The following is a 12,041-nucleotide window of genomic DNA, read 5'->3' as shown; positions in this document are numbered from 1 at the left end:
GAAAGGGGACCGCACGTGTCCTTCCTGCGTGCCGTCATCAACAAGCTGCTCGGGCGCAAACCCAAGCCGAAGAACGACGCCTCGATCTACCCGATGTTCTGAGCCCACCGGCCCTGGAGGACTGAAGTGTCAGCGCCCACCGCGGAGGCCCGGGCTGTCTACGGAAGGGTCATCGACCCCGAGGCGACCCTGCCAGGAGGCGGACTTCTCGACGAGTTGCGGGCGGAGCTCACTCTGTCGCGGCACGACGACGGCGACGAGCCGGCCGGCGGCGACCTGGACGCACTGCGGCAGGCGGCCGCCGCCTGGTCCGCGGCGCAAGCCCTGCGGTTCCGGGAGTTGTACGACCCGCTCGACGCGGAGACGCGTGCGGTCCTGGCCAGGCGGGCCGCCCTGGCCTGCGCGCCGCTCTCCCTGATGTCCGGCGCCTGGCTCCAGTGGCTGAGTTCCCCGGGCAACGCCGACGATCCCGCGGTTCTCGGCATGCTCGCCCTCTACGCGTCCGACCTGGGCGTGGGCAACCCCCGTGCCTCGCGCGGGGACGCGTATCTTCCGGTGCTGCGCCACCTCGGCGTCTCGGAGAACGCCGTGCCCGCCGGTCGGCTCGCGGCGGACCAGCGGATCGACGACGGCCACTTCCGGATGCCGGCCGTGCTGCTCGCGACGAGCCGCCGCCCGGACGACCTCACCGCGGAGATCCTCGGTGCGGATCTGTGCCTGCGGGAGGTGGGACTGTTGCCCGCGCTCACGTTGGTGCGGGCCGAACTGCCGGCGGTCACCCGCTGGGACGTGGTCGACCCGGCCACCCGCCACGCGTCCGCGCGAACCGGACTCGAACTGGCCCTGGCGGCGGTCGAGGGCCTGTCGCGGCGCGACGGTGAGGACGCGGCGGCCCGGATCGTCGTCGGCTTCCGCTGGGCGCTGCAGGCGCTTCGCGAGTGGACCGACCGGCTCTGCGCCGAACTGACGGCCGCCTGCGATCCGGCGTTCGAGATGGCGGAGTTGATGCGGCAGCGGGCCCGTGAGGGTTCCGCCTACCACCACTCCTTCGCCCTGGAGGGACGCCCGCTGGCCGAATGGCTGGGGGACTGTCGGACCGATCCCGCGCCGATGCTGGCCGCGCTCTCCCGCAGCCGCCTGGTGCGCCCCGGCCGCCCGGACCGGAGCCCGCTGGTGAACGGCCTGGTGGGCGAGGGCGGACGGATGTTCCGGGTGTTCTCGCCCGAGGACCTGCAGGTGGTGCGCCGCTGGATCGGCGCGCTGTCCGGCCCGGCGGAGGGCACCCCGCCGGCCGGTGCCGCCCTCGACGCCGCGCGCCCGCTGCGGCTGACGGCCTGGCACCACGACGGCGACGGGAGGCCGCCGAAGGACCTGCGGGAGGCCTACCACCTGCTGCTGAACCGGACCGACGATCCCGCGGTGCGCAGGTACGCCAAGGAGTACGTGCACGGTTGGCTGGGCCGGTCACGACACGGCCTGGACGACGCCGGGACGCCGCTGCCCGCGCGGTGGACCCCGCGCGGGCTCCGCCCCTGGCTGGTGGAGATGCACGACCGGCACAGCGAGGCGTTCGAGCAGGGATCCGGGCAGGAGCTGCCCAGCCGCGAGGCGCTGGTGGACTCCACGGTGCAGCTCGCCCCGCTCACCCTGATCGACGGCGCCTGGCTCAAGGGGTTCACCGACTACGCGCACGCGTCGTCGGAGGTCGGCCACTCCCTCTTCGACACCTACTGGGACGAGTTGGGCAACGGCGAGGCGCGTCTGAACCACCCGCTGATCTACCGCGAGGTCCTCCACGAGATGGGGGTGGACCTGCCGCCCACCGCCTCGCGCGCGTTCGCCGAGTGGGAGGGGTTCCGGGACGCCTCCTTCGAGCTGCCGGTCTACTGGCTGAGCATCGGCCGGTTCCCGCAGACCTTCATGCCCGAGGTCCTCGGCCTGAACCTCGCGATGGAGCTGTCGGGGGTCGGCGGGACCTACCGCCGCGCGCGGCTCGCCCTGAAGAAGTACGGGTTCAGCACCGGCTTCGTCGACATCCACAACACCGTCGACAACGTCGCGACGGGCCACTCGGCCTGGGCGGCCGACGCCATCGACACCTTTCTCTCCTCGCTCACAGCCGCCCAGGGCGCGGGTGCGCTCGACGCCGCCTGGGAGCGTGTGCGCACCGGATACCGCTCCCTCAACCCGCCGACCGGCTTCCGGGCCCGGCAGGCCGCGCGTCGGGCCACGCGCCATGCGATGACGTCCCGCTGACCCGAGCACGGCCCGTCCCGCACCTCAGTCCTTCCGCGTACCCAAGGAGCAACCCCATGTCCGATCTGGTCCTGGGCCTTTCCGCCTACTACCACGACAGCGCGGCCGCCCTGGTGGCCGACGGCGTCCCGGTGGCCGCTGCGCAGGAGGAGCGGTTCAGCCGGGTCCGGCACGATCCGGCGTTCCCCGCCCTGGCCGTCCGGTACTGCCTGGAGGAGGTCGGCGCCTCGCTCGACGACGTGTCCGCCGTCGCCTACTACGAGGACCCGGCGCTGAAGTTCCGGCGCGTCCTCGCCACCTTCGCCGGCGCGGCGCCGGGCGGTTTCGCCTCCTTCCGGGACACCCTCCCCGGTTGGCTGTCGTGGAAGCGCCGCACCACGGACGTGGTCCGCGAGGAGCTGGCCCGGCTCGGCCTCGGCCGCGTCCCCGCGATCGACGTCCGCAGACACCACGAGTCGCACGCCGCTTCGGCGTTCTTCCCGAGCCCCTACGAGTCGGCCGCCGTGCTGTGCATCGACGGGGTCGGCGAGTGGGCCACGACGACGCTCTGGCACGGACGGGGGACCGGTCTCGACGCCCTGGCGGAGATCCGCTTCCCGCACTCGCTCGGACTGCTCTACTCGGCGTTCACCTACTTCTGCGGCTTCAAGGTCGACTCCGGCGAGTACAAGCTCATGGGTCTGGCGCCCTACGGGAAGCCGCGCTACGCCGACGTCATCCGCGAGAAGTTGATCGACGTCAAGTCCGACGGGTCCTTCCGCCTGCACATGGAGTACTTCGAGTACCTGCGCGGACAGGTGATGACGGGCCGCGGTTTCGAGACGCTGTTCGGCGGCCCCCGTCGCAGTCCCGAAGGGCCGCTCACGGAGCGGGAGTTCGATCTGGCGGCCTCGGTCCAGCAGGTGACCGAGGAGGTGGTGCTGCTGCTGGCCCGGAACGCGCGGGAGCGCACCGGTGAGCGTCACCTGGTTCTCGCGGGCGGTGTAGCACTGAACTGCGTCGCCAACGGGAAGATCATCGACGCGGGGATCTTCGACGAGGTGTGGGTCCAGCCCGCGGCGGGCGACGCGGGCGGCGCGCTCGGCGCGGCGCTGGTCGTCGCCTCGGAGCGGGGAGCGCCACGCGCCCATCTGGGGAACGGGACCGACGGCATGTCCGGCTCCCTGCTCGGCCCGCAGTACAGCGACGAGGAGATCGCCGCCTACCTGGACGGCGAGAACATCCCGTACACCCGCCTGACCGAGCAGGACCTGGCCCGCGAGGTCGCCGCGGAGCTGGCCCAGGGCAAGATCGTCGGTTGGTTCCAGGGCCGGATGGAGTTCGGGCCGCGGGCCCTCGGCGCCCGGTCGATCCTCGGCGACCCGCGGGACCCGGTCATGCAGTCGGCCATGAACCTCAAGATCAAGTTCCGGGAGTCGTTCCGGCCCTTCGCCCCCTCGGTGCTCGCCGAGGACGCCAAGGACTACTTCGAACTCCACCAGGAGAGCCCCTACATGCTGGTGGTCACCGGGGTCGCGCCGAGCCGGCGGATCGCGACGGAGCAGGGCTCCGACGTCCTCGGGCTCGACCTGCTCAAGGTGCAGCGCTCCACCATCCCCGCGGTCACGCACGTGGACCACTCGGCCCGGGTGCAGACCGTCACGGCCGAGCGGAACGCCCCGTACCACCGGCTGCTGACCGAGTTCAAGGCGCTCACGGACTGCTCCGTCCTGGTCAACACGTCCTTCAACGTGCGCGGCGAGCCGATCGTGGCCAGCCCGGCCCAGGCGTACGCCTGCTTCATGCGGACGAACATCGACAGCCTGGCCCTCGGTGGCTTCCTGCTGCGCAAGGAGGGCCAGCCCGAATGGCACGAGGAGACCGACTGGCGCGACGAGATCCCGCTCGACTGACATGACGACCGACCGGTCAACCACCCCCAGGAAACAAGGAGTCGACCTGTGCGCACCGTTCTGCTCGCCCTTCTCTACGGCTGCGTGGTGACGCCGCTCGGCCTGCTCGGCCGGGTCGTGCGCGACCCCCTCCGACGACGCGTCGATCCGAAGGCACCCACCTACTGGGTGGCCGGCGCATCCAGGGTGGGCCAGGGCCCGGCGCGGGTGTGAGGACCGGCCTCCGGACCGGCGGGTCAGACGAACCCGTGCTCGGCGGCCCGCTGGCCCAGCTGGAAGCGGCTCTTGGCGTCCAGCTTCTCCATCAGCTCGGTGATCAGCCGTCTCTCGCTGCGCAGGGAGATGCCCAGGCGGCGGGCGGCGGCCTCGTCGGTGAAGCCCCGCGCGAGGAGGCGCAGCAGCTCGCGGGACTGGGAGCCGGGGTCGTCCAGGCTGCGGCGCGGTGTCTCACCGAACGGCACGGCCGACGCCCACACCGCCTCGAACAGGGCGAGGAACGCGGCGATCGCGCCCGGCTGCCGCAGGAGCACCGCGCCGGCCCCGCTGTCGGACGGGTCGATCGGCACCATCGCCAGTTCACGGTCGGCGATCCACAGGCGCATCGGCAGGGTCGGGACCGTACGGACCTCGGCACCGCGGTCGGTGAGCCAGCGGGCGTGCTCCTGGGTGCCGGGGGCGTTGCGGATGGAGTCCAGGTAGACCGTGCGCATCCTGACGCCCCGGGCGAGGGGCTCCGCGTTGGTCTCCTTGCTCGCGGCGAGGACCTCCGGCGTCTGCGCGCCACCGGGGACGAAGGCGAGGGACTCGCTGTTCGTCTGCCCGAGCAGATCGGCGATCCGCGCCCGCACCGCCTCGGCGCCGTGGAACTGTTCGACCTCCAGCCCGTCCTCACCGCCGTGCTGCTCCGTGTACCGCGACAGCAGGATCTCGGCGGCGGCCTGGCTGCGTGCCAACTCCCGGTTCCGCTCGGCGATCTCGGCGTGCTGGTAGGCCAGCAGCGTGTCGAGCGCCAGCCGGGGGTTGACCACGTGCAACCACCCGTCCTCCCGCCACGACGGTGCGAGCAGACCGTAGCGGGTGAGCTCCTCCAGCGCGCCGGTCAGCTCCGCCTCCGGGCAGCCGAAGTCGGCGGCTGCCTTGTCGGTCGGACAGCCCGGCCGTCTCAGGAGGAGCCGGTACACCCGGTCGGCCTGCTCGGTGAGTCCGAACGGCGTCAGCATGCGCACAGCTCCGTGCTAGGAACACTGCGCGAGATGGCAGTGCACGGCGGTGGCCAGCGCCGTTGCTGGCCGCTTTCCCCATCTGTGGGGTGGCTTGTCCCTGCGTCCGGGCCTGGCCCGTGATCTTGTTCCGACGCGGAGTATCAGTCACTTCCCGTCGCCTCGCAAGACCCGTCCAGAGGTCGGACGTGGCGGGCCCGCCTGACATGGTCGTGCCGGGTCGATTCGTGCCAGCAGATTTCGCTGTCAAACCATCGGGCCGGGCGGCAGCATCGGTCGGGCCCAAGACCGTCCAAGACCCACGAGTTCAGAGGAATCAGCATGCTCCGCACCACCGTCCTGTCCGTTGTCGCCGCCGTCACCCTGTGCGTGGTCTCGCTGGGGGGAGTGGCCGCGGCCACCGGGCAGCACGAGCAGGGCCACCGTTCCGCGGCCTCTTCCGCGACGGTTCCGGTCGCCGGTACCACCGCCGACAGCGCGGTCCCCGGAGAAGGCACATGGGGCTGAGCGCCGACCACCAGGCAAGGCCGGCCATTCGCGTCGGCGCGAACACGGAACAAGAAAGCGAAATTTCGATGGACAGCTTGTCACGCTTCCAAGGGTCTCTGGTCGCCGTCGTCACTCCGTTCAACGAGGACGGCAGCATCGACTACGGCGCCCTCGCCGAACTGGTCCGCATCCAGGAGGAGGGCGGGACGGCGGGGTTGTTCTTCCTCAGCGTGGCCGGTGAGGGCGCGACGCTGACCGACGCCGAGTTCGACGAGTTCACCGCCAAGGTGCTGAGCGACAAGAGCGCGCTGGCCAACCTGGTCACCTGCACCGGCCGGTACACCGAGGACTCCCTGCGTCGCGTCCTGGTGGCGGCCGACCACGGGGCGGACGGCGCGGTGCTGACGGTGCCCGCGTACATGGGCCCCGACCAGGCGCAGACGGCCAGGTACTTCCTCGACATCGCCGACCGCAGCCCGATTCCGATCGGCATCTTCAACAACCCGGCGCGGGCCATGACCGACCTGGACACCGCCACCGTGGACGAGCTGCTCAGCCACCCGAACATCATGCTGCACAAGGACGGGTCGTCGCGGACGGGCCGGCTCGGCGAGTTCATGCCGCGGCACCCGGACGTGTGCTTCATGGCGGACGACGCCCCGGACCAGGACATCCTCATCGGCCCGATGGTCCTGGGAGCCGCGGGGATCGCCAGCGCGGGCGGCAACGTCCTGCCCCGCGAGTTCGCGGCGCTCTCCACACCCTGGGACGAGAACACCGACGTCGAGGCCTTCCGGCAGTTGTACACGAAGGTCTGGCCGGTGATGCGGTACCTGTACTCGTTCCGCAGCCCCATCGGCATCAAGTCCGTGATGAACGCGCTCGGCATGCCGGCCGGTCACCTCCGCGCCCCGCTCACGCCGCTCTCCGACGAGCAGGTCGCGGTGGGTCTGGAGCTGGTCCGCGCGGCAGGCGGGACGCAGGCCTGATGATCACCGATCTCGCGGGCGTACGGGAGCCGGAGCGCGCCGTTCCGCCGCAGCGCGACCTGCCCGTCGACTTCGCCGACCAGCTGCTCCAGCACGGCTACGGGCCGTTCTTCGGCACACCCTGCGGGGTCCTCGCCCCGCTGCTCACGGCCCTCGAGGACAGGACCGGTCTGCTCACGATTCCCCGGGAGGACAACGCCGTGGGCGTGGCCGCGGGCGCGTCGCTCGCGGGCCGCACGCCGGTGGTCCTGATGCAGAACTCCGGGCTCGGGCAGTCGGTGAACGCGCTCGCCTCGCTCGTCGTGCCGTACCGGATCCCGATGCTGCTGATCGTCAGTCTGCGCGGCCATGCCCCCGACACCACCCAGGAGAACCTGGGCATGGGCCGGCTGACCGAACCGATCCTGGCAGAACTGGGCATACCCACCGAGCGGTTGACCCGGGAGCGCGACCTCGGCGCCCTGATGGAGTGGGCGGACGACCGGATCAGGCACAGCCGCGGGACTGCGGCCGTCCTGATCGGCCCCGCCGCCTTCGGATGGCAGGTCGCCGCATGAACAAGACCGCCGCCGTCCAACGCGTCATCGACGTTTTCACCGACGAACCGATCGTCTTCACCACCGGCTACTCCTGCCGGATCGCCAACCACATCGCCGACCGCGCCAACCACTTCTACATGACCGGATCGATGGGCCTGGCCGCCTCGTTCGGCATCGGCGTCGCGCTCGGCACCGGCCGCACCGCCGTGGTGGTCGACGGCGACGGCAGCCTCACGATGAACCCGGTCGGCCTGCTGGTGGCCGGCTCGCTGCCCGAACTGCCGCTGATCCACGTGGTGCTGGACGACGGCGAGTACGCCTCGACGGGCGGGCAGCGGGTGCCGTCGGCCCGTGTCGACCTGGGCAGCTGGGCCCGTGACGCCGGCTACCGCCGTTCGCTGTTCGCCGTGGAGGCCGACGAGTTCGAGGCGATCCTGCGCGCCGAGGCCGCGGACTGCCGTGGCCCGGTCTTCATCCACTGCCTTCTGCGCGGCGAGGACGACCCCGTTCCGGGCCGGATCTCCGTGGACCTGGCCGACCACGCTCTCGCATTCGCGTCGCACATCGCCTCGTAGGAGAAGAACACCGTGTCCCACGTAGTGTTTGTGGACAGTACCGGTCCGGCGCTGGCGGCCCTGGAGACCGCGCGCGACATGGGTCACTCGGTCACCTTCGTCTTCCCGTCGAAGAACTCGCTCCTGACGGTCGCGGGCGTTCCGCGCGAGCGCCTGGACGCGGCGTTCGCGTACGCGGACGAGGTGGTCGAGATCGGCGACCTGGAGTCGGAACTGGTCGGCGCCCTGCGGAAGATCCAGGCGCGGCAGCCCATCGACGCCCTGCTGACGACCTCGGAGCCGGCGGTCCTGCCCACGGTCGCGGCCGCCGAGGCACTGGGCATCAGAGCGACGTCCGTCACCTCCATGCTGACGGCGGTGAACAAGGACGTCTGCCGGGACGCCCTGCGGGACGCCGGGATCCCCTCCGCGCGCCACGCCCGGGTGGCCACCCTCCAGGAGGCCGTCGACGCCCTGCACGCCTTCGGCCTGCCGCTGGTCGTCAAGCCGAGCCGCAGCGCCGGCAAGGAGGGCGTGGCGATCATCCGGTCCGAGGCCGAACTCGCCGAGTACTTCGAGGCCCTGCCGACGGCGAAGCAGGAGCGGCATCAGGCGCTGGACACCTGGATCAGCAGTCAGCTGGTGGTCGAGGAGTTCGTGCAGGGCGTCCTGTACTCCGCCGAGATCATCGCCAACGGCGGCGACCTCGAGATCTTCATGTTCGCGCGGCGGGAGCAGGCGACCCACAATCCCCTGGTCGAAGTGGCGGCCGTGCTGCCGGCCGGCCTCACGGACGCCGAGCAGCAGGCGGTCGACGCCTACATGCGGGCTGTCTTCGCCGAGCTCGGACTGACCGTCGGCGTCTATCACGTCGAGTTCATCATGGGCCCCGACGGTCCCGTCCTGGTCGAGGTCAACGGACGGATGATGGGCGGCATGGCGCCCTTCGTCTACCGCCACATCACCGGTGACGACGTCTTCCGGCTGCTGGTGAGCGAGCATCTGGGCGAGCGTCCCAGGATCGTCCGGCCGCCGTTCGGTGCGGCGGGCATCTCGATCGCGCTGGGCAGCATCACCGGCGGAACACTTCCCGCGGGCGTGGAGAGGCGCATCGAGGAGCTGAAGTCCGCCTATCAGCCGCTGGCCCATTCGCTGAACCTCCGTGGCGGGCAGCACATCCCGCGCCAGCTGGGCAACTACACCGTCTTCGGCTTCTGCTGCCTGGCTGCGGCGACACCCGAGGAGGCCAGGTCGCGCGGCCTGGAGCTGCTGGCCGACCTGGAAGACGCCTTTGAGTTCGAGCTGGCGAAGTACGCCCTGTAGAGGTTGGGAACAGCGATGACTTCAATCACGCCGCAGACAGGCGGGCCCGTCGACGCGTGGGAGCGGTTCCCGTCCTGGCTGCGTGCCGAGACGACCGCGTACGCGGCCGAGCGGATCGGCGAGGTGAACCAAGGCGTCACCGGCGCCGCCGGCACGTGGCAGCCGCTGCGTCCGCTGTACCTCGAGCCCTCCGGCTACGACCGGCTCGCGTCGGTCTCCTGGCGGTTGATGGAGCTGGTCCTCGAGTCGTGCCGCCGCCGCGCGGGCACCGTCGGTGAGCTCGTGGACGTCCTGCGGGTGCCCCGGGCGGACATCCCCCTGGTCCGCGCGGCCGATCCGCTCGACGAGGCGCTGCTGGTCTCCGCGCGCCCCGATGTCGTCTACTCCGCCGGTGTGCCGAAGTTCGTGGAGTTCAACATCGACGGCGCGACGGGCGGCACCCACCACGCGGACCTGTTGGCCCGCCGGTTCTGCGCGCTCCTGCAGGGCCGTTCGGGTGGCGGCAGCCCTGTCTTCAGCACCCCGCCCTCCGCCGTCGACGCGCGGTTCGCGGTCATCCGGTCGTCGCTCGGTCTGTCCGACGGGGACCATGTCGTCATCCCGGTGTTCAGCGAGGGGACCGTGCCGGGTCTCGAGGACGAGAAGGTCTTCAAGGACTGGCTCGCGCCGATGTGCGACAGCGGTGCCCGCCACGGCCTGGACACCGTCGCCTGCTCCCTGGACGACCTGGTCGCCGCCGAGGACGGGTCGATCAGCCTGCACGGTCGGCGCGTCGACGCCGTGTTCCGGCTCTTCCAGCCGGTCGACCAGCCGGCCGGGCCCGGGCTCGCCGCCCTGGTGCGGGCCGTGCAGCGCGAGACGGTCAAGATGCACACCACGGAGTCGCCGTGGGTGCTCGGCGACAAGACGACCCTGGCCTGGCTGTGGGCGGATCGCGACCTGCTCACGGCGGACGACCGGCACCTGGTCGAGCAGCACGTCCCGTGGACGGTGCTGCTGTCCACGCCCGGCACGGTGGACGAACAGCAGTTGGCCCACGCCCGGTCCCACCGCCCGGACTTGGTGCTCAAGCCGTCCAACGGCTACGGCGGCTCGGGTGTGGTCGTCGGCCGCGCGGCCTCCGACGCCGAGTGGGACGCCGCCCTGACCGGTGCCGCGCAGTCGCGGCACCCCCACGTCCTCCAGCGGTTCGCCGAACCCGACCGCCTGGAGATGCCGTTCCTGCGCACCGACACGGGCCTGGTCGAACACGCACGCGTGCCGTTCGTCGTGGGGCCGTACCTGTTCGGCGGCAAGGCGTCCGGCGTGCTGGTGCGGCACGGGGTTCCCGGCGGCGGGCTGGTCCTGAACGCCCACCACGGCGCCCTGATGAACGCCGCCGTGCTGGTGGACCTCGCCGGTCTCGCGGGTCCCGTGGACGACGCGGACCTCGGGGACGACGCGGACCTCGGGGACGACGTGGACCTCCTGGACCGGGCATGCTGACCGCCCTGCGGTCCGACCGGACCGCGAGCAGGAGCGAACCGCTGGGTCCGGTCTTCCGGCTCTACCAGTCGGCCGTCGTCACCTCGGACCTGGGCGACGGCATGTACCGGATCGCCGTCCCGCTGATCACGCTGGGCATCACCCACTCGGCCCTGTCGGTGAGTCTGGTCGGGTTCGCCGTCCGGCTGCCCTGGCTGGTGGCCACCCTGCCGGCGGGCGTGGTCAACGACCGCGCCACGCCGGTCCGGGTGATGCGGGCGGCCTCGCTGCTGCGGCTGGTCCTGCTGGCCGCCATGTGCGCGCTTGCCTTCCTCGGCGAGCTGCCGTTGTGGCTGTTGGCGCTGATCGCGTTCGGGATCGGGTGTGCAGGCACATTCGTCGACGTCGGGGCGCAGTCGGCGCTGCCCCGGCTGGTCCGGCCGGAGCAGCTGCCCAAGGCCAACGCGACGGTGCAGTCGGCGCAGACGCTGCTCGCACAGCTGCTGGGGCCCGCCCTGGGCGGTGTCGTCGTCGCGCTGGGCTCCGGGCAGGGGCTCGCCACGGTCGCGGTGCTGTACGCGGTGACCGTCGTGGCGCTCGGCCGGATCCCGTCCGCGCCAGCCGCCGCCCCGCCCGCGTCCCCGCCCGCCGGGGCCGCGTCCCTGCGGCGCGACGCGTCCCTGAAGTCGCTCACCGGCGAACTCGCCGAAGGCCTGCGGTACTTGGGCGGACGTCCGGACCTGCGACGACTGGCCCTGGCCGGGGCCGCGAACAACCTCTCGTACTCGATCTCGCTCACGCTGCTGCCGCTGTGGGCGGTGGCGCCGGGCCCCCTCCGCCTCCCGCAGATCTCCTACGGTCTGCTGCTGGCCTGCCTGGCGGTCGGCAGCGTGATCGCGGGTCCCTTCGCCGGTCGGACGATCGACCGGCTCGGGCAGGGACACGTGATGCGCTACGGGGGTTTCGGCCTCGGGGCGAGCTATCTGATGCTCGCCGTGCCGTCCGTTCCGGTCGTGGCCGCCGGGCTGCTCGGCTACGGACTGGTCTGCATCGTCTGGAACGTGGCCGTGGTCTCGTACCGGCAGACGACGGTTCCGTCGGAGCTGTTCGGACGGGTCAACGCCGGCTACCGGTGGATCACCTGGGGCGTCTTCCCCATCGGCTCGCTGCTCGCCGGCGCGCTCGCCGAGGGGGTCGGCCTGGCCGGGGCCTTCCTCGTCGCCGGCGCCCTGCCGCTGCTGGCGGCCGTGTTCCTCCCCGTGCGGGGCCTGGTGGAGTCCACCGCCTGAACGACGGCGGACGTCCGGCCCCCACG

The 12,041-nt window shown here is 71.7% G+C and carries 11 protein-coding genes; 10 read left to right on the top strand and 1 reads right to left on the bottom strand.

From position 1 onward, the window contains the following. The first annotated feature begins 126 nt into the window (after positions 1-126). From BMY61_RS35115 to BMY61_RS46710, 3 genes are read left to right on the top strand one after another with little or no spacing between them, the layout of a single operon-like run. The gene (locus BMY61_RS35115; protein ID WP_042449957.1) at positions 127-2,256 is read left to right on the top strand and encodes an iron-containing redox enzyme family protein; all 2,130 of its coding nucleotides are present in this window, start codon (positions 127-129) and stop codon (positions 2,254-2,256) included. Positions 2,257-2,312: 56 nt separating this feature from the next. Continuing rightward, entirely contained in the window at positions 2,313-4,148 is a 1,836-nt protein-coding gene (locus BMY61_RS35110; RefSeq protein ID WP_042449956.1) for a carbamoyltransferase family protein, read from the top strand. Positions 4,149-4,196: 48 nt separating this feature from the next. Further along, a complete protein-coding gene (locus BMY61_RS46710) occupies positions 4,197-4,361 on the top strand; it encodes a hypothetical protein (protein ID WP_169791861.1) in 165 nt (54 codons plus the stop codon). 23 nt (positions 4,362-4,384) lie between these two features. Here the strand turns inward: BMY61_RS46710 and BMY61_RS35105 are convergent, their stop codons facing one another. Continuing rightward, entirely contained in the window at positions 4,385-5,368 is a 984-nt protein-coding gene (locus BMY61_RS35105) for a helix-turn-helix transcriptional regulator (RefSeq protein ID WP_042449955.1), read from the bottom strand. Positions 5,369-5,689: 321 nt separating this feature from the next. On the opposite strand from BMY61_RS35105, the gene BMY61_RS46705 reads away from it, so the two are divergent. The 7 genes from BMY61_RS46705 to BMY61_RS35070 all read left to right on the top strand — a co-directional run bounded on the left by BMY61_RS46705 (position 5,690) and on the right by BMY61_RS35070 (position 12,015). Next, complete coding sequence (locus BMY61_RS46705) at positions 5,690-5,875, top strand: hypothetical protein (RefSeq protein WP_042449952.1); 186 nt, start codon at positions 5,690-5,692, stop codon at positions 5,873-5,875. Between the two features lie 77 nt (positions 5,876-5,952). After that, on the top strand, positions 5,953-6,846 hold the full coding sequence (locus BMY61_RS35095; RefSeq protein WP_161791277.1) for a dihydrodipicolinate synthase family protein: 894 nt from the start codon (positions 5,953-5,955) through the stop codon (positions 6,844-6,846). Next, positions 6,846-7,403 (top strand): thiamine pyrophosphate-binding protein, encoded by a 558-nt coding sequence (locus tag BMY61_RS35090; RefSeq protein ID WP_052438842.1) that lies wholly within the window; start codon positions 6,846-6,848, stop codon positions 7,401-7,403. The genes BMY61_RS35095 and BMY61_RS35090 overlap by 1 nt, the downstream gene beginning before the upstream one ends. Beyond that, complete coding sequence (locus BMY61_RS35085) at positions 7,400-7,960, top strand: thiamine pyrophosphate-dependent enzyme (RefSeq protein ID WP_052438841.1); 561 nt, start codon at positions 7,400-7,402, stop codon at positions 7,958-7,960. Before BMY61_RS35090 ends, BMY61_RS35085 begins: the two co-directional genes overlap by 4 nt. A gap of 12 nt (positions 7,961-7,972) precedes the next feature. Further along, positions 7,973-9,262, top strand: coding sequence for an ATP-grasp domain-containing protein (locus BMY61_RS35080; protein WP_143094679.1), 1,290 nt, complete (start codon positions 7,973-7,975; stop codon positions 9,260-9,262). Between the two features lie 15 nt (positions 9,263-9,277). Next, positions 9,278-10,747 (top strand): hypothetical protein, encoded by a 1,470-nt coding sequence (locus tag BMY61_RS35075; protein WP_052438840.1) that lies wholly within the window; start codon positions 9,278-9,280, stop codon positions 10,745-10,747. Next, a complete protein-coding gene (locus BMY61_RS35070) occupies positions 10,741-12,015 on the top strand; it encodes an MFS transporter (RefSeq protein ID WP_052438839.1) in 1,275 nt (424 codons plus the stop codon). Before BMY61_RS35075 ends, BMY61_RS35070 begins: the two co-directional genes overlap by 7 nt. Positions 12,016-12,041 lie beyond the last annotated feature (26 nt).

It is taken from the genome of Streptacidiphilus jiangxiensis, from assembly GCF_900109465.1.
GTDB classification, from domain to species: domain Bacteria; phylum Actinomycetota; class Actinomycetes; order Streptomycetales; family Streptomycetaceae; genus Streptacidiphilus; species Streptacidiphilus jiangxiensis.
This window is presented reverse-complemented; position numbering and strand designations above follow the sequence as displayed.

What these genes read in the sequence shown, in the direction of transcription:
- BMY61_RS35110 (WP_042449956.1), top strand. Translation starts at nt 2,313, where the DNA reads ATGTCCGATCTGGTCCTGGGCCTTTCCGCCTACTACCACGACAGCGCG.
- BMY61_RS35105 (WP_042449955.1), bottom strand. Translation starts at nt 5,368, where the DNA reads ATGCTGACGCCGTTCGGACTCACCGAGCAGGCCGACCGGGTGTACCGG.
- BMY61_RS46705 (WP_042449952.1), top strand. Translation starts at nt 5,690, where the DNA reads ATGCTCCGCACCACCGTCCTGTCCGTTGTCGCCGCCGTCACCCTGTGC.
- BMY61_RS35090 (WP_052438842.1), top strand. Translation starts at nt 6,846, where the DNA reads ATGATCACCGATCTCGCGGGCGTACGGGAGCCGGAGCGCGCCGTTCCG.
- BMY61_RS35085 (WP_052438841.1), top strand. Translation starts at nt 7,400, where the DNA reads ATGAACAAGACCGCCGCCGTCCAACGCGTCATCGACGTTTTCACCGAC.
- BMY61_RS35075 (WP_052438840.1), top strand. Translation starts at nt 9,278, where the DNA reads ATGACTTCAATCACGCCGCAGACAGGCGGGCCCGTCGACGCGTGGGAG.
- BMY61_RS35070 (WP_052438839.1), top strand. Translation starts at nt 10,741, where the DNA reads ATGCTGACCGCCCTGCGGTCCGACCGGACCGCGAGCAGGAGCGAACCG.